General features: G+C 62.0%; 20 protein-coding genes, 1 tRNA gene and 1 pseudogene. 16 read left to right on the forward strand and 6 right to left on the reverse strand.

The genetic code is table 11. The annotated features are described in order from the left end of the window. Nucleotides 1-9: 9 nt before the first annotated feature. The 4 genes from WS68_RS18600 to WS68_RS18615 all read right to left on the reverse strand — a co-directional run bounded on the left by WS68_RS18600 (nucleotide 10) and on the right by WS68_RS18615 (nucleotide 2766). Nucleotides 10-810, reverse strand: a complete 801-nt coding sequence (locus WS68_RS18600; protein WP_059572144.1) for a UDP-2,3-diacylglucosamine diphosphatase — start codon at nucleotides 808-810, stop codon at nucleotides 10-12. Nucleotides 811-847: 37 nt separating this feature from the next. Continuing rightward, nucleotides 848-1339, reverse strand: a complete 492-nt coding sequence (locus tag WS68_RS18605) for a peptidylprolyl isomerase (RefSeq protein WP_059572145.1) — start codon at nucleotides 1337-1339, stop codon at nucleotides 848-850. Nucleotides 1340-1418: 79 nt separating this feature from the next. Continuing rightward, nucleotides 1419-1994 (reverse strand): peptidylprolyl isomerase, encoded by a 576-nt coding sequence (locus WS68_RS18610; protein ID WP_059516703.1) that lies wholly within the window; start codon nucleotides 1992-1994, stop codon nucleotides 1419-1421. A gap of 52 nt (nucleotides 1995-2046) precedes the next feature. Further along, a complete protein-coding gene (locus WS68_RS18615) occupies nucleotides 2047-2766 on the reverse strand; it encodes a tetratricopeptide repeat protein (protein WP_059572146.1) in 720 nt (239 codons plus the stop codon). Between the two features lie 231 nt (nucleotides 2767-2997). On the opposite strand from WS68_RS18615, the gene cysS reads away from it, so the two are divergent. From cysS to tilS, 4 genes are all read left to right on the forward strand, one after another. Next, the gene (gene cysS, locus WS68_RS18620; RefSeq protein WP_059572147.1) at nucleotides 2998-4395 is read left to right on the forward strand and encodes a cysteine--tRNA ligase; all 1398 of its coding nucleotides are present in this window, start codon (nucleotides 2998-3000) and stop codon (nucleotides 4393-4395) included. A gap of 47 nt (nucleotides 4396-4442) precedes the next feature. Next, nucleotides 4443-5378 (forward strand): DNA-3-methyladenine glycosylase family protein, encoded by a 936-nt coding sequence (locus WS68_RS18625; RefSeq protein ID WP_059572148.1) that lies wholly within the window; start codon nucleotides 4443-4445, stop codon nucleotides 5376-5378. Nucleotides 5379-5491: 113 nt separating this feature from the next. Further along, complete coding sequence (locus WS68_RS18630; RefSeq protein ID WP_059572149.1) at nucleotides 5492-6463, forward strand: acetyl-CoA carboxylase carboxyltransferase subunit alpha; 972 nt, start codon at nucleotides 5492-5494, stop codon at nucleotides 6461-6463. 42 nt (nucleotides 6464-6505) lie between these two features. Continuing rightward, on the forward strand, nucleotides 6506-8044 hold the full coding sequence (gene tilS / locus WS68_RS18635; RefSeq protein WP_059572150.1) for a tRNA lysidine(34) synthetase TilS: 1539 nt from the start codon (nucleotides 6506-6508) through the stop codon (nucleotides 8042-8044). Nucleotides 8045-8443: 399 nt separating this feature from the next. Here tilS and WS68_RS26530 read toward each other — a convergent pair. Next, nucleotides 8444-8685 (reverse strand): annotated as a pseudogene (locus WS68_RS26530) (hypothetical protein). Here WS68_RS26530 and WS68_RS18645 point away from each other — a divergent pair. Together WS68_RS18645 and WS68_RS18650 are read left to right on the forward strand one after the other, a co-directional pair. Next, complete coding sequence (locus tag WS68_RS18645; protein WP_059572152.1) at nucleotides 8668-9918, forward strand: aspartate kinase; 1251 nt, start codon at nucleotides 8668-8670, stop codon at nucleotides 9916-9918. The pseudogene WS68_RS26530 and the gene WS68_RS18645 sit on opposite strands and share 18 nt — an antisense overlap. Before the next feature lie 115 nt (nucleotides 9919-10033). Beyond that, nucleotides 10034-10127, forward strand: a tRNA-Ser gene (locus tag WS68_RS18650). A gap of 923 nt (nucleotides 10128-11050) precedes the next feature. Here WS68_RS18650 and WS68_RS27830 read toward each other — a convergent pair. Next, on the reverse strand, nucleotides 11051-11587 hold the full coding sequence (locus WS68_RS27830; protein WP_197419640.1) for a hypothetical protein: 537 nt from the start codon (nucleotides 11585-11587) through the stop codon (nucleotides 11051-11053). 557 nt (nucleotides 11588-12144) lie between these two features. Here WS68_RS27830 and WS68_RS27835 point away from each other — a divergent pair. The 10 genes from WS68_RS27835 (at nucleotide 12145) to WS68_RS18700 (ending at nucleotide 24852) form a co-directional block, all read left to right on the forward strand. Next, nucleotides 12145-12483, forward strand: a complete 339-nt coding sequence (locus WS68_RS27835; RefSeq protein ID WP_156429575.1) for a hypothetical protein — start codon at nucleotides 12145-12147, stop codon at nucleotides 12481-12483. A gap of 220 nt (nucleotides 12484-12703) precedes the next feature. Further along, nucleotides 12704-13633: a type VI secretion system protein TssA gene (locus WS68_RS18665; protein ID WP_059572155.1), complete on the forward strand. Its 930-nt coding sequence runs from the start codon at nucleotides 12704-12706 to the stop codon at nucleotides 13631-13633. Between the two features lie 28 nt (nucleotides 13634-13661). Further along, nucleotides 13662-14228, forward strand: a complete 567-nt coding sequence (gene tssB / locus WS68_RS18670) for a type VI secretion system contractile sheath small subunit (RefSeq protein WP_059572156.1) — start codon at nucleotides 13662-13664, stop codon at nucleotides 14226-14228. Next, a complete protein-coding gene (tssC, locus tag WS68_RS18675) occupies nucleotides 14225-15745 on the forward strand; it encodes a type VI secretion system contractile sheath large subunit (protein ID WP_059572157.1) in 1521 nt (506 codons plus the stop codon). The genes tssB and tssC overlap by 4 nt, the downstream gene beginning before the upstream one ends. A 151-nt stretch (nucleotides 15746-15896) precedes the next feature. Beyond that, nucleotides 15897-16424, forward strand: coding sequence for an Hcp family type VI secretion system effector (locus WS68_RS18680; RefSeq protein ID WP_059572158.1), 528 nt, complete (start codon nucleotides 15897-15899; stop codon nucleotides 16422-16424). Nucleotides 16425-16515: 91 nt separating this feature from the next. Continuing rightward, nucleotides 16516-16941 (forward strand): GPW/gp25 family protein, encoded by a 426-nt coding sequence (locus tag WS68_RS26535; protein WP_082710144.1) that lies wholly within the window; start codon nucleotides 16516-16518, stop codon nucleotides 16939-16941. 15 nt (nucleotides 16942-16956) lie between these two features. Then, a complete protein-coding gene (gene tssF, locus WS68_RS18685; RefSeq protein ID WP_059572159.1) occupies nucleotides 16957-18819 on the forward strand; it encodes a type VI secretion system baseplate subunit TssF in 1863 nt (620 codons plus the stop codon). Further along, nucleotides 18816-19811, forward strand: coding sequence for a type VI secretion system baseplate subunit TssG (locus tag WS68_RS18690; protein WP_059572160.1), 996 nt, complete (start codon nucleotides 18816-18818; stop codon nucleotides 19809-19811). Before tssF ends, WS68_RS18690 begins: the two co-directional genes overlap by 4 nt. A gap of 2 nt (nucleotides 19812-19813) precedes the next feature. Next, the gene (gene tssH, locus WS68_RS18695; protein WP_059572161.1) at nucleotides 19814-22570 is read left to right on the forward strand and encodes a type VI secretion system ATPase TssH; all 2757 of its coding nucleotides are present in this window, start codon (nucleotides 19814-19816) and stop codon (nucleotides 22568-22570) included. Next, nucleotides 22561-24852, forward strand: a complete 2292-nt coding sequence (locus WS68_RS18700) for a type VI secretion system Vgr family protein (protein ID WP_059572162.1) — start codon at nucleotides 22561-22563, stop codon at nucleotides 24850-24852. The genes tssH and WS68_RS18700 overlap by 10 nt, the downstream gene beginning before the upstream one ends.

The following is a 24852-nucleotide window of genomic DNA, read 5'->3' on the forward strand; positions in this document are numbered from 1 at the left end:
CCGATGCGCTCAATCGAGCGGCAACGCGCGAATTCCTTGTGCGTCGATGCATAAATAACCGCCGCGCGGCAGGCCGTGATCGAATTCCCAGTCGGGCAGCACCCAGCGTGTGCCTTCCGGTTCGGCGTGGCGTGCCGGTTTGTGCGTGTGACCGTGGATGATGACCTTTGCGGCGCTGCGCACGAAGAGCGCGGCCACGCCCCGGCGCGTGACGTCGTAAAGCGCGGAGGCGGGGCGCATCCGGCCCGCTTCGCTGTTGGCGCGCATCCGCTTGGCGAGCGCGCGCCGCCAGCGCAGCGGGCAGCGCTGGAACAGCCACTGCGCGGCGCGGTTGCGTGCAAAGCGCCGGAATATCTGGTAGCCGCGGTCGGCGGTGCATTGTGCGTCGCCGTGCGCGAGCGCGATCCGCCGGCCGAACGCGATGACGACGGACGGATCGGGCAGCAGCATCGCGCCCGCCGCTTTCATGAAGCGCCGGCCGAGCAGGAAGTCGCGGTTGCCGTGCATCACGTAAAGCGCGATGCCGCGCTCGGAGAACGTGTGCAGTAACGCGGCAATGTGCTGCGCGAAAGGGTCGTCTTCTAGAACGTCATCGCCGATCCAATATTCGAACAGATCGCCGAGAATGAAGACAGAATCCGCGCTGTCGGCCGTCACGCGCACGAAATGCTCGAACGCGGCAACCGTGCGCGGAATCGCGTCGCTCAGGTGCAGGTCCGAGATGAACAGGAACGGGCGTGTGGCGTGCGCGACTCCGCGTTCGCCCGGTACGCCCGCAAAGACGCTACGCGGCGGCGTTTCCTGCAGCATCGAAGATCCCCCCGGCGTCGTTATGCGCGGTATCGCGTCAGACCACCACGGCCTTTTCGATGACGACGTCGTCGGTCGGCACGTCCTGATGGAAGCCCTGGTTGCCCGTCTTGACCGCCTTGATTTTGTCGACCACGTCCTGACCTTCGACGACCTTGCCGAACACCGCGTAGCCCCAGCCTTGAGGCGTCGGGGACGAGTGGTTCAGAAAGCCGTTGTCGTTCACGTTGATGAAGAATTGCGCGGTCGCCGAGTGCGGGTCGTTGGTGCGGGCCATCGCGATCGTGTACGTATCGTTCTTGAGACCGTTGTTCGCCTCGTTCGTGATCGGCGCGTCGGTCGGCTTTTGCTTCAGGCCCGGCTCGAAGCCGCCGCCCTGGATCATGAAGCCGTTGATCACGCGATGGAAGACCGTGCCGTCGTAGTGGCCCTTCTTGACGTAGTTGAGAAAGTTCTCGACTGTCTTCGGCGCTTTCGCGGCGTCGAGTTCGAGCTTGATGACGCCGTGATTCGTATGCAGTTCGACCATGATGATTCCTTCGATGAAGTGGGTTAAACGGCGCGCGGCCGGTCGGAACGACACGGCCGCGCGAAAAGGGGGCGTCGACTTATTTCGAGACGATCGTGGCCGATTCGATCACGATCGGCTTTTCGGGCACGTCGCGCATCGGGCCGCGCACGGTCGTCGTCGTCGCTTCGATCTTCTTCACGACGTCCATGCCCGAGACGACCTTGCCGAACACGGCGTAGCCGTTGCCGTCCGGGTTCGGATAGTCGAGGCCCGCGTTGTCGACGGTGTTGATGAAGAATTGCGCGGTCGCCGAATTCGGATCGCTCGTGCGGGCCATCGCGATCGTGCCCGCCAGGTTCTTCAGCCCGTTCTTGCTTTCGAGCGGGATCGGCGCGCGGGTCGGCTTCTCGTCGAAGTTCGCCTTGTAACCGCCGCCTTGGATCATGAAGCCCTTGATCACGCGATGAAAGATCGTGCCGCTGTACTGGCCTGCCTTCACGTAGTCGAGGAAGTTGGCGACCGTCTTCGGCGCTTTTTCCGGATACAGCTCGACACGGATGTCGCCCTGGGTGGTCTTCAGTTGGACGACGGGGTGCGTGGCGGCCGTTTGCGCGAACGCGGGGGCGCTCGCGACGAGGGCGGCGCTGCCAAGCGCCAGCAACAGACGTTTCATAACGATCCTCTGGGTGGATGAAGATAGAAAAGGCACGCGCCGCACCGTTTTGCTACCGGGGCGGTGCGAGGTACGGCGTCGCAAGCGAGCCGCTCGGGCCGCCGTACTGGAATGTCGGTGACAGCGGCAGCGTGGTGGTGGTCATGTTCGCGCTCGCGCGCTCCACGTAGTCGCGCACGGACGCCGCCGATGCGCCCGTCGCCTTGGCGGCCTTCGGCGGCGAGACGATCTTTTGCAGATCCGCCAGCCGCTGTGCGGTTGCGCCGCTCGTGCGGCCGAGCTTTTGCGCGCGCTTGTACGATTCGGCGGCGAGCCGCAGGTACAGATCGCCGAGGTTCTCGTAGGCGAGGCCGTAGTTCGGGTTCGCCTGCGTCGCGGTGACGAGCGCGTTGCGCGCATCGTCGTAGCGGCCGTGCTTCGCGTAGAGCGCGGCGAGGTTGTTGTACGGCTCGGGCAGCTCCGGGTACGACTGGGTCAGCTCGACGAACTGCTTGATCGCGTCGTCGTCGCGATTCAGGTGGGCGAGCACGGTGCCGCGCTTGAACTGCGCCTGCACGTCGCGCGGGTTCGACGCGATGCGCGCATCGAGCTGGGTGAGCGCGCGCTGCCAGTTTCGGCCCGCGATCGACGCGTCGATTTCCGGTGTGCCATCGGTTGGCGCGCGGGAGATCTGCGCATGGGCCGCTGCGGCCGACAACGCGAGCACGGCGCTCACGGCGGCGGTCGCAACAAGGGTCGCAGCGCTCGGCGCAAGGCCGCGGGAAGGTTTCATAGGCTCAAATCGGAATGTTATACTCCGACCCATTCTAACAAAACGTCCGCGCGTTCCGGCGAGCCGCGGTCAGTCTTTGCCTCTTGTGGCCGTTACCGCAACGACTGCGGACCGATCGGCCGCATGTCACCGAGGAAGTGCACGGCACGCGGCCCGGCGGGAGAGTTCCGCCAGGCTTCGCATGCACGGCGAGTATCGCCAGGCGGTTTCCTTCGGCTCACTTTCGTCTCTATGGAATCACTGCGCATCTACAACACGCTCGCGCGTGACAAGCAAGTTTTCGTGCCGCGGCAGCCCGGCGAGGTGCGGATGTATGTCTGCGGGATCACCGTCTACGACTATTGCCACATCGGACACGCGCGGATGGTGGTCGTGTTCGACGTCGTCCAGCGCTGGCTGCGCGCGAGCGGCTACCGCGTGACTTACGTGCGCAACATCACCGATGTCGACGACAAGATCATCCGCCGCGCGATCGAGAACGGCGAGCCGGTCAGCGCGCTGACGAGCCGCTTCATCGATGCGATGAACGCGGATTTCGACGCGCTCGGCGTCGAGCGGCCTGACCACGAGCCGCGCGCGACCGCGTTCATTCCGCAGATGCTCGGCATGATCGAGAAGCTCGAGGCGAACGGCTATGCCTATCAGGCAAAGGACGGCGACGTCAATTTCTCGGTGCGCAAGTTCGACGGTTACGGCAAGCTGTCCGGCAAGTCGCTCGAGGATCTGCGCGCGGGCGAGCGGGTGGCCGCGAACGATGCGAAGGAAGACCCGCTCGACTTCGTGCTGTGGAAGCGCGCGAAACCCGACGAGCCAGCCGAGACCGGCTGGGATTCGAAATACGGGCGCGGCCGCCCGGGCTGGCATATCGAGTGCTCGGCGATGGGCTGCACGCTGCTTGGAGAGCACTTCGACATTCACGGCGGCGGGCAGGATCTGCAATTTCCGCATCACGAGAACGAGATCGCGCAAAGCGAGGGCGCGACCGGGCAGACGTTCGTCAATTACTGGATGCACAATGGCTTCGTGCAGGTCGACAGCGAGAAGATGTCGAAATCGCTCGGCAACTTCTTCACGATCCGCGAGGTGCTCGAGAAATTCGACGCCGAGGTCGTGCGCTTTTTCATCTTGCGCGCACATTACCGCTCGCCGCTCAATTACAGCGACGTGCATCTGGACGATGCGCGCGCGTCGCTCACGCGTCTTTACACGGCGCTGAAGGATGTGACGCCCGACGGTGCGGCGCTCGATTGGCACGACGATCACGCACGCCGTTTCACGGCGGCGATGAACGATGATTTCAACACGCCGGTTGCGGTCGCGGTGCTGTTCGAGCTGGCGACCGAGGTGAACCGCTCGCGCGATCCGGCGCTTGCACGCCAGTTGCGGCGGCTCGCCGGTGTGCTCGGCCTGCTCGGCCGCGAACCGCGCGTGTTTCTTCAGGATGCGGCGGGCGCGGCACGCACGGGCGCGATCGATGCAGCCGAGATCGAAACGAGGGTCGCCGCGCGCGTTGCCGCGAAGCAGGCGAAAAACTATGCCGAGGCGGACCGGATCCGGGCGGAATTGCTCGACGCCGGCGTCGCGCTTGAAGACAAACCGGGCGGATTGACCGAGTGGCGCCGTATATGAGCGCGCATCGTCTGTCCCATTGATCGATTCGCCAGGTAGGAGGCTAGATGGTAACGGCCAGAAAGGCGCCGGCTAAGCGAGCGGCGACGCAACCGTCAGTAGCGCTCAAGCGTGCCGGCGCGCGTGCGCCGGCCGCGCAGAAAAGCGCGGCCGGGCGCGCGGCGCCCAACGGCGCGGCGAACGGCGCCGCGTACAAGCCGGGCGTGCGCGACGCCGCCGCGAAGCGTGCGAAGAGCGACGGCGAATACGCGGCCGATCTGCCGCAAGACGGCGCGGCCGCATCGGCGGCCGAGCCGCAAACCGCGCGCAAGGCGAAGGTGTCCGAGGCCGCGGTGCCCGTGCAACTGAACGACGCGGGGATGGTCGCGCGCCCGCCGTACTGGGACAAGGCGTGCGCCGATCTCGTCAAGCGCGACCGGATCCTGAAGAAGCTGATTCCGAAATTCGGCCCCGCGCATCTCGTGAAACGCGACGATTCATTCGTCACGCTCGCGCGCTCGGTCGTCGGCCAGCAGATCTCGGTCGCGGCCGCGCAGTCGATGTGGCTGAAGATCGAGACCGCGTGTCCGAAGCTCGCGCCGCAGCAGATCATCAAGCTCGGCCAAGAAAAGCTGATCGGATGCGGGTTGTCCAAGCGTAAATCCGAATACATCCTCGACCTGGCGCAGCACTTTGTGTCGGGTGCGCTGCACGTCGACAAATGGGCGACGATGGACGACGAGGACGTGATCGCAGAGCTTACGCAAATCCGCGGCATCGGCCGCTGGACCGCCGAGATGTTTCTGATTTTCAATCTGTCGCGGCCAAACGTGTTGCCGCTCGACGATCTCGGGTTGATTCGCGCGATCAGCGTCAATTATTTCAGTGGAGAGCCCGTCACGCGCAGCGAAGCGCGTGAAGTGGCGGCGAACTGGGAGCCGTGGCGCACCGTTGCCACCTGGTACATGTGGCGCAGTCTCGATCCGTTGACTGTCAGTAGCTGATCCAATAGCCAGTCGAAGCTATTGCAAATTATCTGTCGATAGTTTTGACCCGTACTTGCGCCGGATGCGCGCGGTAGAATACGCGCTGCCGCAAGACCCAAGGATTCCAACACATGAAGACCACATTTCTGGATTTCGAGCAGCCTATCGCCGAACTCGAGGCGAAAATCGAAGAACTGCGCTTCGTGCAGGACGACTCGGCTGTCGACATCTCGGAAGAGATCGAGCGGCTGTCAAAGAAGAGCCAGCAGCTCACGAAGGATTTGTACGCGAACCTGACGCCTTGGCAGGTCTCGCAGATCGCTCGCCATCCGCAGCGGCCCTACACGCTCGACTACATCAGCGAGTTGTTTACCGATTTTCATGAATTGCACGGCGATCGCGCATTCGCGGATGACCAGTCGATCGTCGGCGGTCTCGCCCGTTTCAACGGTCACGCGTGCATGGTGATTGGCCATCAGAAGGGGCGCGACACCAAGGAGCGTGCCGCGCGCAACTTCGGGATGCCGCGGCCGGAGGGTTACCGCAAGGCCGAGCGGCTGATGCGTCTTGCCGAAAAGTTTGGGTTGCCGATTTTCACGTTCGTCGACACGCCGGGTGCGTATCCGGGCGTCGGCGCCGAGGAGCGCGGCCAGTCCGAGGCGATCGGCCGCAATCTGTATGTGATGGCTGAACTGAAGACGCCGATTATCACCACGGTGATCGGCGAAGGCGGCTCGGGCGGCGCGCTGGCGATTGCGGTTGCCGACAGCGTATTGATGCTGCAATTCGCGACGTATTCGGTGATCTCGCCGGAAGGCTGTGCGTCGATTCTGTGGAAGAGCGCGGCGAAGGCGCCCGAGGCGGCCGAGGCGCTGGGCCTGACCGCGCACCGGCTGAAGGCGCTTGGCCTGATCGACAAGATCGTCAACGAGCCGCTCGGCGGCGCGCATCGTGATCCGAAGGGCATGGCAGCGCTGCTACGCCGCGCGCTTGCCGACACGCTGCGCCAGTTCCAAGGCATGAGCATCGACGCGCTGCGCGCGCGCCGCTTCGAACGCCTGATGGCTTACGGCAAGTTCAAGGAAACGGCGCTGGGCGCGTAAGCGCCGGGCGCTCGGCTTGGACGAACGGCGCGCCGCATCGCCTTGATTTCCCCCAATGAGTTTCCCGCCGATCGCGTTGTGCTCGACGCAATCGGCGTAGCGTCATCCGCGTGGCCGGGCGACGCTACGTTTGCGCTTGCGTACAGCGGCGGGCTCGATTCGACTGTCCTGCTGCATGCGGCGGTGCGGGTCGTCGGCGCGGCGCGCTGCGTGGCGCTGCACGTTCATCATGGATTGAGTCCGAATGCCGACGCGTGGCTCGCGCATTGCGCGCAGGTGGCGCATGCGCTGGGTGTACGCTTCGACGCGATGCGTGTCGACGTGCCGCGTGCAAGCGGCCAGGGGGTCGAAGCGAGCGCGCGCGATGCGCGCTATCGGGCGCTCGACGCGATGTGCGCACGGTATCATGCGCCCGTGCTGTGGCTGGCGCAGCATGCGGACGATCAGGCCGAGACGGTGCTGCTGCAGTTGTTGCGCGGGGCCGGCATTGCCGGGCTTGCGGCGATGGCGCCGCAGTATCGGCCTACCTCGGCGAGCGTCGTGCGTGCACGGCCGTTGCTGCATCTGCTGCGCGTGCAGCTCGAGCGCTATGCGCAACAACAGGCGCTGCGCTGGATCGACGACGAATCGAACGAAAACACGCGCTATGCGCGCAACGCGTTGCGCGCCGACGTACTGCCCGCGCTTGCGTCACATTTTCCTGGGTTTCGCGATGCGCTCGGCCGTGCCGCGCAGCATGCGGCAGCTGCGCAGCGGCTGCTCGACGCGCTTGCCGCGAGCGATCTGCGCGCCCTCGCGCGGGACGATGGGCGCGTGCTGTCGCGCGCCGCGCTTGTCGCGCTCGACGACGAGCGCGGCGCGAATCTGCTGCGCTACTGGATGCGCACGCTCGGGCTGCCAGGCGCGTCGGCCGCGCGTCTTGCCGAGATGATGAAGCAGTTGCGCGCGGCGCGTGACGCGCATGCGCTGCGCGTCGATCATGCGGGGTGGCGTCTTCGTCTTTATCGCGACGACGTTCAGTGGGAGGCCAGCGAACGCACGGGGCTGAGCGGCACGAAAGTGGGCGATGCGGCCGCGGATAAGCATTCAGGCGCGAGCGTCGATAGCCGACGCCAGACCGACGGTGGCAATGCCGCGGCCGATGCCGGAGGCGCGCCGGGTGGGGCGGCGTCGCAGGCGCGCGCGGCGGCGGCTGCGCGAATGGATCGCGTGCTTGTTTGGCGCGGCCAGGAAGTCTGGCATCTGCCGGCGTGGCGCGGCACGTTCGTGTTCCATCCGACGCACGCGCACGATCGCGATGCGGTGCCTGAGGCGCTTCTTGCCGGCGCGGAGCTGCATGCGCGCGCGCGCACCGGCGGCGAGCGGATGCGCGTATTGCCGGGCGGGCCGGGGCGCACGTTGAAGAATTTGTTTCAGGAGCGCGGCGTGCCGGCCTGGCAGCGCGATGTGCCGCTGCTATACGTCGGCGACCGGCTGCTGTTCGTGCCGCGCGTCGGTGTGAACCGCACGCTCCAGCCGGACGCGGATGCGCCAGGCGAGTGGCGGCGCATCGAGTGGCGGCCCGATTGGCTGATTGCCTAGCGCTGGCGCGTTCCGGCAACGATGAACATGCGAGCCGGCCTTGCGTGCGCAACCCGACGACGAGGGCCGCGCACCGGCCGCGCCGCTTTTGCCGCGACGAACGGCGCCATCCCGTCTGCGCGCAAAAACGCGCGCTTTCGAATACAAACGCGGTGTGCTCGCCGTCGCCCGCCGCCGCTCAGTTCGGCGGGAGGCTTCGGGCCGGCGCAAGCGGATCGTCGATTGGGTGCGCAGGCATCGGCGCGTGGCTTGCCCGACGCGCCGGCAACCGCGCCGCATCGATCTGGTTGATCCGGTTGCGAGCGACGGCGCTTGCTTGCGCGCCGGGCCGCTAAAGAGGTTGCGACCCGTGCGATGCTTGGCGGCGCGGCTTGTCAAGCAGCGATCGATCGGGTACGCTCAAGTGTTTGCTCGGCTCGATTTTTGAGCATTTTGTGCAGGTTTCCCGCGTGACGTACCCGGTTTGCGCGGCCTGAGCCGCCTTCCGGGCAAATCGCCACGCCCTGCGTGCTGCGCCCCAGCCGTTCTTCCCGTCGTCCGTCCACAGCCACAAGCCGCGTGACCGAACGGCACCGCGGTCTGTCCAGCATGTCCGTGCGGCCTCTCTCCAGTTCTGAACGACAATGGCACTCATCGTACATAAATACGGCGGCACCTCGATGGGCTCGGTCGAGCGCATCAAGAACGTCGCAAAACGCGTCGCAAAATGGCATCAGGCCGGACACCGGATGGTGGTCGTGCCGTCGGCGATGTCCGGCGAAACGAACCGTTTGCTCGGGCTCGCCAAAGAGATTTCGAGCCAGCCGAATCCGCGTGAGCTCGACATGATTGCGTCGACGGGCGAACAGGTCAGCGTCGGCCTGCTGTCGATCGCGCTGCAGGAAATCGGCGTCGATGCCGTGAGCTACGCCGGTTGGCAGGTGCCGGTCAAGACCGACAGCGCTTACACCAAAGCGCGCATTCACTCGATCGACGACGAGCGCGTGACGAAGGATCTCGACGCGGGCAAGGTCGTCATCATCACGGGTTTTCAAGGTGTCGATCCAGAAGGCCATATCACGACGCTCGGCCGCGGCGGCTCGGATACGTCGGCGGTCGCGGTTGCGGCTGCGCTTGGAGCCGACGAGTGCCTGATCTACACCGACGTCGACGGCGTCTACACTACTGATCCGCGCGTCGTTGAAGAAGCGCGCCGCCTCGATCGCGTGACGTTCGAGGAAATGCTGGAAATGGCAAGTCTCGGCTCGAAGGTGCTGCAAATCCGCTCGGTCGAGTTTGCCGGCAAATACCATGTGAAGACGCGTGTGCTGTCGAGTCTCACCGATCCGCAGATTCCGCTCGACGAAGAGATGTGCTCGGGCACCCTGATTACTTTTGAAGAAGACGAGACCATGGAAAAGGCAGTCATTTCCGGTATTGCGTTCCAGCGTGACGAAGCGCGCATCGCGGTGATGGGCGTGCCCGACAAGCCGGGCATCGCATATCAGATTCTCGGCCCGGTGGCCGACGCGAACATCGACATCGACATGATCATCCAAAACCAGAGCGTGCAAGGTAAGACCGACTTCACGTTCACGGTCGGCCGTGGCGATTATCAGAAGGCGATGGATATCCTCACGAACCAGGTGAAGGGGCATGTGAGCGCCGAGCAGGTGCTGGGCGACCCGAAAGTGTCGAAGGTGTCGGTGGTCGGTGTCGGGATGCGTTCGCATGTCGGCGTCGCGAGCACGATGTTCCGCACGCTGTCGGAAGAGGGAATCAACATCCAGATGATCTCGACGTCCGAGATCAAGATCTCGGTGTTGATCGACGAGAAATATATGGAACTCGCAGTCCGCGCGTTGCATAAGGCGTTCGAACTCGAGCAGGCATGATGAAATTTCCGTGACGGGTGCGTTAAGTGTGCGTCGCGGAAATTTGACGTTCTGCTCGGAACCCTATATTATCTTGGCTTCGTCGCGCTGCCTCCCTGGCGCGAGCGAAGGTTTGGGAGACGTGGCCGAGAGGTCGAAGGCACTCCCCTGCTAAGGGAGCATCTGGGCCAAAACCTGGATCGAGGGTTCGAATCCCTCCGTCTCCGCCATCTTATGGCGGCGAAACCCCGCAGAGTCCAGGCTCTGCGGGGTTTTTGTTTTGCGGCGGCGAGTAAGGGTGGTAATTAAAACGATCGTCGCTTTGACAGTCCCTTTCCATGCGGCGGCAATTTGGCCCATTTCATTGGCTCCTGGCGGCAACGATATGCGAGGTGCGGCAGGGCATGCGTCCGGCTTCCAGTGCCCCTAAGTCCACGGTCAAGGCGCAGGCCGGCGTGAACGCGAATACAACGTATTCCGGCGCGATGATTTTGTCGTGAGGTGCGGGCGAGCGGTTTCTCCTCTCAGATCTGATGCACGTTGCCGTGTGCCGGTTTTTTCACCGCTATGTAATCCGGTGCGTGCGCATGCATTGGTGCCTTGCACTCGCGGACATGACGGGCGTATCGAAAGTGAAGCCTCTCGTGCACGATCGCATGGTCTTGACCCTCCTGTTCCCGATCGACTGGATTTATCGCGAGCGAGAATCCCGTTTGCGCTTCATTTCCTGAATGCAAATAGCGTGGGGCAAACTTGCTGCTTCGCTGGCTAGGCAGGCGCGTTGCCCGAGTTGCGTGCGTGGATAAAGCGATGACTGCGATCGTTGTCGTTCCTCAGAATCCGCTTGATGAATCACGTCGGCTGCGCAGGCGTGATCGTACGGTGGCAGGCTGCGCAGAAGTATGTGGTGCGCGGCTCGAGAACGCTGCTGTTCCCGAGTGTTTGCCGCAGCATCGGGAAAGCGCGCAAGCAGGCTTTTCGCTTTACGAGCGGCGCTCGTCGAAACGATGCCGGTGTGCCGACGGTTGGCGTGGGCGCATTCTTTCGGATAAGGGTGAGCCAAAGGCGGTGGGGAGCGTTTGAGCAGATTTGGCACGATGGGATGGCCGACGCATGCATTGCGTTGCTGATCTGGACGCCGGCGAAGCCAGGACTAATTTTCGTGACGCGGCTTCGCGGCGCGGCAATCATTGCCAAGCCACTCGCTCCAAGGTCCACATTCGCGCTTGCCGCTATGGGGCGACAAACCACTCGTCGAACTCGCGATGCAGTGCGGCTTTGACGATGATCGTGTCGCAACGGTTGCGTGAACAACAGCATTCGCGGCTTGCCTATTTAAATCCATTGAACGTCGGCACGGGTTCCGAGGTATGACCCGGCTTAGCAATGAGGCGGTCACGGCGCTTGCATCACGGGCGGTCGTGACCGCGAGCGCATCGGCGGCAGGCAGGGGCCGATCGATGGCGAGCATGTGTAGGCCAGTGAGATGGAGCTTGGCGATGAAGGCACGAAGCTTGGCGAGGTTGTTGAGCAGCGTGCTGTTGTGCAGGCGCTTGCCGTCCCGATCGGCGGGCGGCCTATGGCGGGCGCGGCGTGCGGCGCCGATCTTGTCCAATTGGTATGGCATTGGAATGGTCCTCGGGCTGTGAGATTTTTCATCGAGTGCGCCGTGATTTCGTTCTATGGCCATTGAATGCTCGATATGGGCGCCGCATGTGCGATGCTGGGTAGCTGGCCAAACCGGTAACTGGGCTTGTAACGCAACTGGAGCGCGCGCACCTTGCGCTTTCCGTATTTATCGTGGTTTGGTGTTCTTGCTAACTATGTAATGCGGCAATGCGCAATGCTACCGTTACCAAGGTATTACGGGGCGGGTTATGGGTTCGACATCGGAAATTCAAACGGCAAGCACATCGAATGTTTTGCGGAAATATTTATGTATTAAATAATTTATTATTTGTTTGTATAAGAATTTAATTTTGCACATTAAATAATGTGAGTAAATAATCTTTTTGGCGATTTGGGGCGCGAGATTTGCTATGTAATCTCCCGCACATTAGGGGAAACCGTCGTAAATTAGGAAATTCTTTACAGAAAATTAAATGACGGGCTATTATGTTGGCCAGCGGTGCAAAGTTTGTTCCGCTGTTATTTGAGCGTGGTGGGGGTAGTGATCGAGTTAGGGAAAACACCTATCGAGGTAAATAACTAATATAAATTTCATAAGATTTAGAAGGGAGCATAGAAATGGGTCACGACAAAGAACTTGTATTCCTGGCGTTTGCCGCCTCAGTGATATGGATAACCGCAGGCGTGCAGGCTGACATGCCCACCTACGCGGCGCAAAGGAATAATGGGGCTGACATCTCCCACGGGCGGCCTGGGCAGGTGTGCTGCATGCCGCAGTCGGCTGGACTCATTGCTGAAAATGGCTTCGGCAAACTCCTCCCTCGTAGTAATGATGCTTCGAAGAGATCTGTTTCCCAAAATACACAATTGCTCAGGAAGCCGGCAGATTTAATTGCGCCATCTCTCGGATTGTTTAATGTCGTGAGAATAACATTTTCTGGAAATATTCTTTCGTGACCCAATTTCGTGATGACTTGGGAATCACGGCGATGAATGATTGATGTAAATTCTTCCGGTAGCGTGGGGTTTCCCAGAAGGGATTAGTTCACTTGGATAATATTTACCGATTTTGATTTGAAGGTCGGTGGCGCTGATTTCATTGGATATCTCTATATCCGTTGGTTGGGTGGCGTTTGGTGGTCAAGAGTGGATTTAATGTTGACGTTAAGGAATTGAGATGGGCGAAGATGCGGTACAGGCCGGCTCATCGGATCCTGATGGGCTGGATTTCGATGAGGAGTTTATCCAGGTCGATGCCTTGATTTGTGAGTACGATTCAGTTGGAGAGGCGCAACCCCGGAAAGCGGGATATACCTTCCAGTGGGCACAAATCGAAAATTCTTGCTACTCGCTCTTGAAAAAGGAGCGAGATGTCCGTGTGGCGATATGGTATATCCGGGCGTGCATGGCGAGGAGAGGGATTCCTGGCCTTGCCGAAAGTATCAGAATGCTTGCGGACATCATGAGTTTGCCGATCGAGCAGATCCACCCGCGGGCGCAGCCGGGTGAGTTGCCTTGCGACGCGCTTCTGCTTCATCTCAACTGGCTCCTGAGCCCCCAGTTCCTACATCAGTTCGGCAACGCTCAAGTTGTTGAGCAGGGCGCTACGTTGAGCGCGTTGGCGAGCGGTGATGTTGGCTCGCTACTGGAGAGTAACGAGCGCAGGGACACGGCGGTAAGGTTTCTATCTGAAGCTAAGGAATCCTTATTACTTATTGAGAAAAACATCAAGGCTTTGGAGCGAGAGTTCGACGTTTCAGGCATGTCCGGCTTGATTGACCGAGCGCTAGCCAGATTGAAGCCGGCGGAAGATCCGAAGGCGGACTCGGTTCAACCGGCCGTGCAGGTGAACGATACTGGTGAGCGAGAGCGAGACTGCCGTCTTGCGGCTGGCGGCACGCTGACCTCGAGGAAGGATGTCGAAGCCACGTTACAACGCCTCGCCGAGTACTTCCGAGTATATGAGCCGAGCCATCCGGCGCCGATATTTTTGGCTCGGATTCAACGGATGCTGGGGGCGCAGTTTGGCGAAGTGATGGCTGAACTTTATGCCGACGGGACGGCGCTGGCGGCCCAGATCGACCGACCCAACGGGGCTATCAAGTAAATCTTTTAGTTCTACTTAGGAGGCAGCAATGGTTCGTCAAAAAGATGGTCAGAAATTTATCGGAGAGAGCCGCGCTCCGAGAGTGCAGATCGAATACGACGTCGAGATCTACGGTTCGCAAAAGAAAGTCGAGCTTCCGTTTGTGGCGGGTGTGATGGCCGATTTGTCCGGCGACAACGTCGAGCCGCTCGGTCCGGTGGAAGAGCGCCGGTTCTTGGAAATCGATGTCGAGAACTTCGACGACAGGATGGCACAGATCGCGCCGTCGCTCAGCTATCACGTAAAAAACGTGCTGACCAACGACGGCACACTGATCCCGATCGATTTGACCTTCACGTCGATGGATTCGTTTGAACCCGCCGAGGTCGTCAGGCGTATTCCCGAGCTTTCGACATTGCTCGATGCGCGTAGCCGGCTCAAGGAGTTGCTAACTTACATGGACGGCAAAGCCGCCGCCGAGGATCTGATCCACGAGTTATTGCGCAGACAGAACGTGACGGATGACGATGCCGCCGCCGTCGCGTCGGCGCCCAGCGATGTCGCTCCCGACAACACGCCGTCTGGCGAGGGAGCGCCGAATCAGGAGGTAAAATGAGTACGCTCAACCAACTGGAATCCGCGGCCGAGCAGGTCGTCTTCAAAGAACATCAGGAACAGGTCGACGACGATCTGAAAGACATCCTTCGGCGTTCGTTCAGGCCAAGAACGACCGAGGCTGCCGAAGCCGTCGAGTCTGCGGTTGCGACGCTGTTGAAATATGCCCGTCGAGGCAGGGTGGTCGTGCGCGAGGACGTCGCGCAAACGATCGAGCAACTGATCGTGGAGCTGGACAAGAAGATCTCCGAGCAGCTGACGCTGGTGCTGCATAACAAGCGGTTCCAGGCGTTGGAAGGCGCATGGCGCGGTTTGCACTACCTGGTATCGAATACGGATACTAGCGAGAATCTCAAGATCCGCTATTTGAATATCTCGAAGGCCGATCTCGCCAAGACGCTGCGACGCTTCAAGGGTGTGGTATGGGACCAGAGCCCGATCTTCAAGATGATTTATGAGCAGGAGTACGGACAGTTTGGTGGCGAGCCGTTCGGTTGCCTGATCGGAGACTATCAGTTCGATCACGGCATACAGGACGTATCGATTCTGACCGAGATGTCGAAAATCGCTGCTGCCGCGCACGCGCCGTTCATTGCCGCAGCCGCGCCCGGCTTGCTGCAGATGGACAATTGGAACGAGCTGTCGAATCCTCGCGACGTCTCCAAGATCTTCACTTCGAGTGAATACACGTTCTGGCGCCGTCTGCGGGAGAGCAATGATTCCCGCTACCTGGCACTGACCCTGCCGCGTTTTCTCGCACGGGTGCCATACGGGCCGAAGACCCAGCCCGTCGAGGAGTTCGGCTTCGAAGAAAAGGTCGACCCGAACCGAGCCGAGGATTTCTGCTGGGCGAATTCCGCCTATGCGATGGGCGCCAATATCACGCAGGCGTTTAAAACATACGGCTGGTGCACGAAGATTCGCGGCATCGAGTCGGGTGGCGCAGTCGAGGTGCTGCCGAAGTTCGTGCTGCCGTCGCAGGACAACGATATCGAACTGCACTGCCCAACGGAGATCGCTATCTCGGATCGGCGTGAGCATGAACTCTCGGAGTCTGGGTTGATGCCGCTCGTGTATCGGAAGAATTCCGACACGGCCGCGTTCATCGGCGCGAAAACTGTGCATCGTCCGGCCGTATACGAAGATGATGATGCGACTGCGAATGCCAATTTGTCGTCCCGGCTGCCATATATTTTCGCGACGTGCCGCTTTGCGCACTACTTGAAGTGCATCGTTCGCGACAAGATCGGCTCGTTTAAATCGCGAGAAGACACGCAACGATGGTTGAACGACTGGCTGATGAATTACGTCGACGGCGATCCGACGATCTCTAGCGAGGTCACCAAGGCGCAGCGTCCGCTGTCGGCCGCGGAAGTTGTCGTGGACGAAATTCCGGAAAACCCTGGCTACTATCGTGCGCAATTTTTCTTGCGTCCTCATTTCCAACTGGAGGGGTTGACCGTGTCCCTCCGGCTGGTTTCGAAGCTGCCTTCGATCAAGCAGGAGTCGGGAGGCTGACTGGCAACAGTTAGTCGGATGTCCCGTGCACCGATCGACAAGCGGGTCTCGAATCGTCGCGACGCAGCATCGTAGCGGATGATGCCGAGCGATCAAGTCGTATTCACGGTGGGTTAGTTGGATTTCTTAAAGTGATTTAGGAGTTCTTATAATGTCAAATGCGTTGGTTGATTATTTTCTGCAGATCGATGGTGTTGAAGGCGAGTCGACCGATCAGCAGTACCCGGGTCTGATTCAGATTCAGAGTTGGCGGTGGGCGGAAGAGAACTCGGGTCGCTGGGGGTTTGGCAGCGGCGGCGGTGCAGGCAAGGTAGAGATGAAGGACTTCGAGTTCCGCATGGTCTCGAACAAGGCGTCTCCGAAGTTGTTCCTGATGTGTGCGACGGGCGAGCATATCGCGAATGCAAAGCTGATTTGCCGCAAATCGGGCAAGGGGCAGCAGGAGTTCCTGACGATCACCTTCGCAAGTGGCTTGGTGTCGTCGTTTCAAACGCTCGGCAACATGCCGTTCTCCCAGCTTGGCCATGGCAGTGGGGAAGTCGACAACGTGCTGCCGACTGACGAAATCAAGATCAACTTCGCCCAGATCGAGTTCGAATATCGCGAGCAGCGTAACGACGGCACGATGGGGGCGGTGATCAAGGCCGGTTACGACCTCAAGCTGAACGCTGCAGTCTAACGGGCAGAGCGTTTGTCCGGGTCAATCATGGACCGTGTTGCGTCTCGGGGCGCAACACGCGCATCGCATCAGTTGCACGAATAAACAGACGATGGTGGATCAACTCTATAACAAGCTGTCCAAGCGTTTTAAGCGGGACTCGCTTAAGGATGTCGTGGGACATCATCTCGTGGATTTGATGAACTGTTCGATGCGCGGTGCACGCATCAGTGTGCTCGACAACAGTCCGGCAGCCCATTCGGTGTTGAACTATGGTTGTCCGCCGATGCAGGTTCCTGGCTCGACCCGGATCGATCCCGTGCAAACGGCTTCGCATATATGCGAGGTGATGCGACGCTTCGAGCCGCGTGTCGATATGACGCGCACGAGTGTTCGGCCAAGACCTGGACGTGATCGGCATGCAAGGCAAGTTATGTATTTCGATATCCTAACAATATCGAAAGAAAGTAAATCCGAAATCAAGTTGAGCCTTGCGCTCGACTATTTGGATGGTTTTTTTAGCCTGGCTGATGCTTAAGCGCCGAGAACGACCATGAACTTCTTGGACCACTACAACGACGAACTGCGCCAACTGCGCGATGCGGGCACCCGTTTTTCCAGGGAGCATCCGCAGGTCGCATCGGCGCTCGGTTTGCATCCGGATACGGTTACCGATCCGTTCGTCGAGCGGTTACTCGAAGGCGTGGCTTATTTGTCGGCTCGCGTGCAAACGCGCCTGGACCGGGAATGCGCGGAATTCGCGCAGCAGGCACTGGGACGCGTGTGCCCACTCTTCATGGGCGCGACTCCGGCAATTTCGACTTTTGCATTTCATCCCGACCTGGACTCGCCGGAAGCGTTTCGAAGCAACACGCTGCCGCGCGGTTCGCTGATCGCAGCCCGCCTGCCCGGGCGCAAGCTGCCGGTGACGTTTGCGACCGCGCGCGACGTGACGCTCTTGCCGATCCGGCTCGCGAAGGTCGAATGCAGCCGCAGTCTGAACGGCTTGCCGACGTTGCTTGCGCAGCGTCTTGCATCCGCGCAAGCCGTGCTGCGGTTTCGTTTCGAGCTCGATGGCTTGTCGACGGTGGGCGACTTGAAGAAGGACGAGGCGAAGCTCGAGCCGCTGCACTTGAGTTTCGCCGGCGACTTGCCGCGCGCTTATGCGTTACACCAGGTGATGCTCGCGTCGAGCAGCGCGTGGTACGCGGTCGTGCCGACCCGGCGCGGCGACGAGGTGCTGACGTTGCCGATGACGGGAATCAGGCTGTCGGGTGTCGACGACAGCGAGGCGCTGCTGCCGGCCGATTTAGGCGGACTGCCGGGGTTGCGGTTGCTGCGCGAATACTTTGCGCAGCCCACCCGTTTTCTGGGCGTCTATCTCGACGTGCTTGAAGCGGTTGCGAACGCCGATCCGTCGGCGCAGTCGTTCGAATTGTTCTTCGCGCTGCGGCACGTGCCCAACGGATTGATCGGCGAGGTGTCGGCCCAACAGTTCCGGTTGTTCGCAACGCCCGTGATCAATCTGTATCCGAAGCGTTTCGACCCGTTGCCCTACGACCCGAATCTGACCGAGCAGTGGGTGCCGGTCGACCGCATGTCGCCAGCGGCTTATCACCTGTGGGGTTTGACGGAAGTCAGCGTATACGAAAGTAACGGCAACGCGCACGCCGCACGCTCAGTACTGGAGACGGGGGGGTACGAAGCGACGGACGGCTCGATCCGTTACAGCTTGCGGCGGGAAAACGCGCTGCTGGCCGACGGTGCGCGTCGCGACCGGTTCGATCCACTGGCGAGTCATGACCTGATCTCGGTGTCGACGTATGGTGACGCGCTCGAACTGGACGACATCGCGTCGATTGCCGGCAAGGCGCTGGTGGCGGATCGGGACTGGCGGCCGTCGTCGCTGCTCGATGCCGAACTGAGCCTGCTCGATCCGCTCGCGGTCAAACGTATCGAGTGTTTATGGCCGGCAAGCTTGCCACGCGGGATGCCTTCGATCGATGCGTGCTGGGAAGCCGTGTCGCATCTCGGCCATAACCCGCTCGCATTGCGCACTGGCCGGCGGGAGGACATCACCGCGCGCGTCATCGAGCAATTGCAACTGGCGATGAATCGCGAAGACGCGCTTGACCGGCAACGAGTCGAGAGTCTGCATTCGGTGCATCTCGAATCGCGCTTCATTGCATCCGGCCGCGCGACGCCGATTGCACTAGTGCGGGCAACGCACCTCGAGATCGATGTCGCTGAATCGGCGCATGCGGACCGCGGCGGCTGGCTGTTCGCACGCGTGCTGGCGCAGGTGCTTGCCGAGGCGGCATCGCTCAACGACGGCGTCGAGGTCGTGGTGCGGCTCGACGGCGAGGCGATCAGCACCCATGTGAGCACGGCATACGCCGACGGGAGGCTGCGATGAAATTTCATCGAGTCAGGCGCATGTTGAGGCCGAGCCGGACTTTTTTCGAGTTGATGCGCCGAGTTGAAGTACTGGAGCGCGAGCGCAGCGGCGCGGCACGATTCGTTCGGCACAGCCCTGCGTGGCTGCGTATCGAGCAATTGGCTGGCATGCACTTCGCAAGTTCTGAAGTGGAAAGCGTGGATGTCCAGCTGTCGCACTTCGTCGAAGCGGACGATCACCCGCAGGTCAAGGTCACGCAACGGCATTTCGGCCTGTTCGCGCCATACGGGCCGATGCCGTTGCACGTGACCGAGCATGCGATGCAGGAAAAGCGCTTCGAGCGCAACGCGGCGTTCGAGCGCTTCGTCAATCTGGCTTGTGGCGATTTGGCGTGGCTGCATTACCTCGCGTGGTCGTCGATGCATCCGGTGCTGGGCTACGAGCGTGCGCGCAATCCGTTCGTCGAGCGCGTCACGTCGCTGGCCAACGCGAAGGCGAAGACGAGCGGGTACGCGCCCGGCGGCGAAACCGTGGAGCGTCATGCGCTCGCATGCAGGCGAGCGTTCCCCGGCGTCTACTGCGCGCCGCGGCGCTCGCTTGCCGATCTGCAGCGCATGCTCACCCGCTATTTCAGCGTGCCGTTGCGCATCGTGCCTCGCTACGGACGCTGGATTCCGGTGCCGGGGTCCCGCGGGGGCGGGTTGCGCATCGGTGCGTGGCGGCTTGGCGCGCGAATCTGGGATGTTCAGCATTCGCTGGAGATCGTGATCGGTCCGATCGAGGCCGACGAGTTTTACCGTTGGCAGCGCCGTGCGGCGGCCGTAATGGCCGTCCATGCAGTCACGGCGGATTTCGTCGACGGAAGGATTGACCCCGTCATCAAGGTTCAGGTGCGCACGCGTCCTGAGTTGGCGGGAAAAGTTGGGCGCATGCGCATCGGTGTCGATGCATGGTCTCGGCCGAATCATGCATTACGCACCCTGACCATCTATGAATCTTTTCGGGACTAGACGTGAATCGCGAACGCATTTTTAATTGTCTTGGCCGCACGACTTATGCGGCCCTCGTCGATGCGACGGCGCTGGGCCGATCGCGGCGGCATACCTTCATCGATCTCGATCACTGGGCACTGTGCCTGCTGCAACGCGAGCGCAGCGACTTCGCGAAACTGTTCGCGGAGTGGGGGCACGATATCGGTGACGTGAAGCGCCGGCTGGAAAAGGCGCTCGACGCGTTCGACGTGAGCGGCGAATCGCTGCGCGACATCTCCGGCGCGCTGGAGCATAGCGTCGGTCCGGCGGTGATCTGGAGTCAGGTCGCCGCGCCGTCAAGCAAGGTACGCTCGGGCCATCTGCTGCTTGCATGGCTGAACGACGACCTCACGCGGCGCTGGCTGCAACAGCGCGTGCCGGGAGGGATCACGGGTGCGTCGACGGACGAAATCGTCAAGCGCTACGAAGCATTGGCGGCGAGTTGGCCGGAAGCGGGTGAATGCGTCGCGTCGTCTGGCGACGATGCGCTCGCGGATGATGCTTCAGCCGATGCGGCGAGCCCGGACGCGCTCGCGAAATGGGCGACCTGTTTGACCGATCAGGCGGCGCGCGGCGAACTGGACCCGGTCGTCGGCCGCGATGCCGAGCTGCGTACCGTGATCGACATTCTGTCGCGGCGGCGCCAGAACAATCCGATTCTCGTCGGCGAAGCAGGGGTGGGCAAGACGGCAGTGGTCGAGGCGCTCGCGCAGAAGATTCACGCCGGCGATGTGCCGCCCGGCCTGCTCGGCGCGCAGGTATGGGCGCTGGATCTGGCGAGGCTGCAAGCGGGCGCGGGCGTGCGCGGGGAATTCGAGCAGCGCCTGAAGGCCGTGATGGACGCGGTGCTTGCGGCGCCCAACCCGGTGATTCTGTTCTGCGACGAAACTCACACGCTGGTGGGCGCGGGCGGCGCGGCCGGCACAGGCGACGCCGCGAATCTGATCAAGCCGATGCTTGCTCGCGGCCAGTTGCGGATGGTGGCGGCTACGACGTGGTCGGAGTACAAGCAATACATCGAGCCGGACGCAGCGCTGGTGCGCCGCTTTCAAGCGGTTCCCGTCGAGGAGCCGGACGACGAAGCCGCGGTCGACATGTTGCGCACCATCGCGCCGCGTTTTGCCGAGCATCATGGCGTGCATATCATCGACGCCGCGCTGCGCAGCGCCGTTGCGCTGTCGCGCCGGTATTTGCCGGCGCGGCAATTGCCGGACAAGGCGATCGGCTTGCTGGATACCGCGTGTGCACGGGTCGCAATGAGTCAGAATTGCGCGCCCGCCGAACTGGATCGGCTCGCGCAGCAGGCGTTCGCGATCGAGCAGACGCTTAACTGGCGCGCGAACGATCGGCACATGGGCGTGCCGACGCCTGGCGACGAAGCTGATTTGCAAGCACGGCGCGGCGAACTCGTGCAGCAGGTGCGCACGCTCGAGAAGGCGGTCGAGGGCGAGCGCGAGGAAGTCCGAGCGTGGCGCGCGCGGCTGAGTGCGCCGCCGTCGGCCGAGCAGGCGGACGAAGCCGACAGCAACGCATGGGCGGCGCGCATCGATGCCGAACGCTGGGTGCGGCCGTGGGTCGACGAGCACGTGATTGCCGAGGTGCTGTCCGAATGGACCGGTGTGCCGGTCACGCAACTCGCGCAGGATGAGGCACAGCGCATCGTCGAGTTGGAGCGCTCGCTCAACGAGTGCATACACGGGCAGGCGCATGGGCTGCGCTCGATCGCGCAGGTGCTGCAGGTATCACACTCTGGGCTCGGCGACCCCGAGCGCCCGCTCGGCGTGATGCTGCTCGCAGGGCCGACCGGTACCGGCAAGAGTCAGGCGGCCGCGAAGCTCGCCGAGTTGCTGTTCGGCGGCGAGCGCAATCTCGTGCAATTCAACATGAACGAGTTTCAGGAAGCACACACCGCGTCGACGCTCAAAGGCGCGCCGCCCGGCTACGTCGGCTACGGCAAGGGGGGACGGCTGACCGAGGCGATCCGCAAGAAGCCGTATAGCGTGCTGCTGCTCGACGAATTCGACCGCGCGCATCCGGACATCCACGAGGTGTTCTACCAAGTGTTCGACCAGGGCTGGATGGAAGACGGCGAAGGGCGGCGGATCAGTTTCCGCAACAGCCTGATCCTGCTGACCACCAATCTCGGCGATGCGGATATCGAGGCGGCGTGCGAAGCGGATCCGCAAACTTCGCAGGCCAACCTCGAGTCGCTGGTGCGCGAGCGACTGCAAGGGCGCTTTTCCGCGGCGCTGCTCGGCCGTATCCAGATCGTCGTGTTCCGGCCGCTCGATCACGACGCATTGGCGGGCATTGCTCGGCAGGCGCTCGACGAGATCGGCGAGCGTCTTGCGCAGAACGGGCTGGCATGGCGTGTCGACGAAGGCGTGGCGGACTGGATCGCGCGCGCGGTGGCGCGGCACCCGTCGAACGGACGCGCGGTGCGCGACCTGCTGCGTCAGCACGTGATGCCGGCCGTGGCGCGCGGCGTGCTGGCCGCGCGCGCGGAGGACCGGTCGCTGCAGATCGTGCGGCTGTCGGCGGGCGACACGCTGTCGCTGTCGTTCGACGACGACGCAGCAGTGCTGAACGACGCGGCGGCGTTGCCCGAGGCGGCGCCCGAGGCCGAGGCGGCGCACGTCGCTGAAACCGCTGCGGCGACGGCCGACGTCGAAGGCGCTGTTTGCGAGGGCGAGTTTCCGGCCGATGCCGGATCGAAGGGGGAAACGGCATGCGTTTAATCGAATTGCGCAGCGATGTAGTCGATCCGAGCTGCATTGCGCTGGCGCTGAAAGTTCACGAGCGATTCTCGCAGGAGCCGTCTTATCGGCTCGATCTGCTCAGCCGCGACCCGGAGCTGGATCTGGATGCGATGCTCGGCGCGCCGCTGTCGGCCGACATCGATCTGGGCGCAGGCGCGGTGCGGACTTTCAACACGGTGATCTTCGGCGGCTACGACACGGGCCAACTGAGCGGCCAGTACACGTACACGCTGGATCTGAGAAGCTGGCTGTCGTTTCTCGAGGAGAACCGCAATAGCCGGATCTTCCAGAACATGACGGTGCCGCAGATCGTCGAGCAGGTCTTCCAGGGCCACCGGCGCGACGATTATCGCTTCGAGCTTGAAAGCACGTATGACGAGCGCGAGTATTGCGTGCAGTTTCAGGAAACCGATCTGAATTTCATCAAGCGCTTGCTCGAGGACGAGGGCATTTATTTCTGGGTCGAGCACGAGGACGATCGGCACGTCGTGGTGCTGTCCGACACCCAGCGCTTCGAAGACATGCCGTTTCCCTATGGGCAGATGCTGTATTTGCCTGACGGCGAGGAAGAGCGCGCGATTCAGGGGCGCGAAGGGGTGCAGCGGCTGCAGCGTACCCGGCGGGTGCGCTCCAACAACGTCGCGCTGCGCGACTTCAATTACTGGATTCCGTCCAACCGGCTCGACAGCGATGCACAGACGCCGCCGGAGCCCGCGCTGTCGGGCATCCAGCTGCAGTATTACGACTATGCGACAGGCTATCAGAACGAGCAGACCGGTGAGCGTCTCGCGCGGCTGCGGCTCGAGGCGTTCCAGGCGGATTCGCACGTGTTGATCGGCGAGGCGAATGCACGCGGGCTTGCGACCGGGCGGGCGTTCACGCTGGCAGGGCATCCGGCCGTAATGCGCAATCGCCGGTACTACGTATTCAACAGCGACCTGACCTTCATCCAGGATGGGCCGGACAGTACGTCGCAAGGCCGTAACGTCACGGTGAAGTTCCAGGCGCTCGCGGACGACCGGCCGTATCGTCCGCTGCTCACGACCCCGCGCCCGGAGGTGCCGGGCATCCAGAGCGCGACGGTGGTCGGGCCGGAGGTGTCGGAGGTCTATACCGACAAGCTCGGGCGCATCCGCGTGCATTTCCACTGGGATCGCTACAAGTCGACGGAAGCCGATGCGTCGTGTTGGATTCGGGTGTCGCAGGCATGGGCGGGCAAGGGCTGGGGCGTGATCGCGATGCCGCGGGTTGGCCAGGAAGTGCTGATTACCTACGTCGATGGCGATCTCGACCGTCCGCTCGTAACCGGGATCGTCTACAACGGCGAAAATCCGACGCCATACGATTTGCCGAAAGATATCCGCTATACGGGGCTGGTGTCGCGCTCGATCAAGCGCGCAGGCACTAATCAGAACGCCAGCCAGATCACGTTCGACGATCAGCGCGGCGCGGAACGCGTGATGGTCCATGCGGAGCGGGATTTGCAGCATACCGTCGAGCGCAACAGCTCCACGGCGATCGGCCAGGATCTGAATCTGAGCGTCAAGGGCACGTCAACGTCGGTTGTCGGGATCTCGGTCAGCTTCACGGGGATCTCGGTGTCCTACACCGGTCTGTCGGTGAGCTTCACGGGCGTGTCGGCGAGCTTCACCGGGTTGAGCACGTCATTTACGGGTATCAGCACCAGCTTCACTGGCGTATCGACGTCGTTCACCGGCGTGAGCACCAGCTTTACCGGCGTATCGACGTCGTTCACCGGCGTGAGCACGGGTTTCACCGGCGTGAGCACGTCATTTACCGGCGTATCGACGTCGGTGACCGGTCATAGCAATTCGGTGACGGGCGTCTCGAACAGCATGACGGGCATTTCGTACTCCAGAACGGACACCAGCATCTCGGAGACGGGGCAGTCGCAAAGCATGACGGGTGTGTCGCTGTCGTACACGGGCACGTCCAACAGCATGACCGGCACGTCGACGTCGGTAACCGGCAGCTCGACGAGCATTACCGGCTCGTCGATGTCGAATACCGGCACGTCGACCAGCATCACCGGCACGTCGACGTCGGTGACGGGCAGCTCGACGAGCGTGACCGGCTCGAGCATGTCGACTACTGGCAGCGCGGTGAGCAGCACCGGTTCGAGCGTATCGACGAAGGGCAGCGATGTGTCGGTCACGGGGTTCGCGTACTCCTATACCGGCGTGAGCTACTCCGATGTCGGCGTGGATTTGAAAAAGCTTGGAATGCAGGTGAAAAGCTAA

It is taken from the genome of Burkholderia sp. TSV86, assembly GCF_001522865.1.
Classification (GTDB): domain Bacteria; phylum Pseudomonadota; class Gammaproteobacteria; order Burkholderiales; family Burkholderiaceae; genus Burkholderia.

Bases quoted from the DNA above. Each gene is read 5' to 3' on its own strand.
- WS68_RS18610 (WP_059516703.1), bottom strand. From the start codon at position 1,994: ATGAAACGTCTGTTGCTGGCGCTTGGCAGCGCCGCCCTCGTCGCGAGC.
- WS68_RS18700 (WP_059572162.1), top strand. From the start codon at position 22,561: ATGCGTTTAATCGAATTGCGCAGCGATGTAGTCGATCCGAGCTGCATT.
- tssF (WP_059572159.1), top strand. From the start codon at position 16,957: ATGAACTTCTTGGACCACTACAACGACGAACTGCGCCAACTGCGCGAT.
- WS68_RS18680 (WP_059572158.1), top strand. From the start codon at position 15,897: ATGTCAAATGCGTTGGTTGATTATTTTCTGCAGATCGATGGTGTTGAA.
- cysS (WP_059572147.1), top strand. From the start codon at position 2,998: ATGGAATCACTGCGCATCTACAACACGCTCGCGCGTGACAAGCAAGTT.
- WS68_RS18665 (WP_059572155.1), top strand. From the start codon at position 12,704: ATGGGCGAAGATGCGGTACAGGCCGGCTCATCGGATCCTGATGGGCTG.
- WS68_RS26535 (WP_082710144.1), top strand. From the start codon at position 16,516: ATGGTGGATCAACTCTATAACAAGCTGTCCAAGCGTTTTAAGCGGGAC.
- WS68_RS18630 (WP_059572149.1), top strand. From the start codon at position 5,492: ATGAAGACCACATTTCTGGATTTCGAGCAGCCTATCGCCGAACTCGAG.
- WS68_RS18605 (WP_059572145.1), bottom strand. From the start codon at position 1,339: ATGGTCGAACTGCATACGAATCACGGCGTCATCAAGCTCGAACTCGAC.
- tssB (WP_059572156.1), top strand. From the start codon at position 13,662: ATGGTTCGTCAAAAAGATGGTCAGAAATTTATCGGAGAGAGCCGCGCT.
- WS68_RS18625 (WP_059572148.1), top strand. From the start codon at position 4,443: ATGGTAACGGCCAGAAAGGCGCCGGCTAAGCGAGCGGCGACGCAACCG.
- tssC (WP_059572157.1), top strand. From the start codon at position 14,225: ATGAGTACGCTCAACCAACTGGAATCCGCGGCCGAGCAGGTCGTCTTC.
- WS68_RS18690 (WP_059572160.1), top strand. From the start codon at position 18,816: ATGAAATTTCATCGAGTCAGGCGCATGTTGAGGCCGAGCCGGACTTTT.
- WS68_RS27835 (WP_156429575.1), top strand. From the start codon at position 12,145: ATGGGTCACGACAAAGAACTTGTATTCCTGGCGTTTGCCGCCTCAGTG.
- WS68_RS18615 (WP_059572146.1), bottom strand. From the start codon at position 2,766: ATGAAACCTTCCCGCGGCCTTGCGCCGAGCGCTGCGACCCTTGTTGCG.
- WS68_RS18645 (WP_059572152.1), top strand. From the start codon at position 8,668: ATGGCACTCATCGTACATAAATACGGCGGCACCTCGATGGGCTCGGTC.
- WS68_RS27830 (WP_197419640.1), bottom strand. From the start codon at position 11,587: ATGGCCATAGAACGAAATCACGGCGCACTCGATGAAAAATCTCACAGC.
- WS68_RS18600 (WP_059572144.1), bottom strand. From the start codon at position 810: ATGCTGCAGGAAACGCCGCCGCGTAGCGTCTTTGCGGGCGTACCGGGC.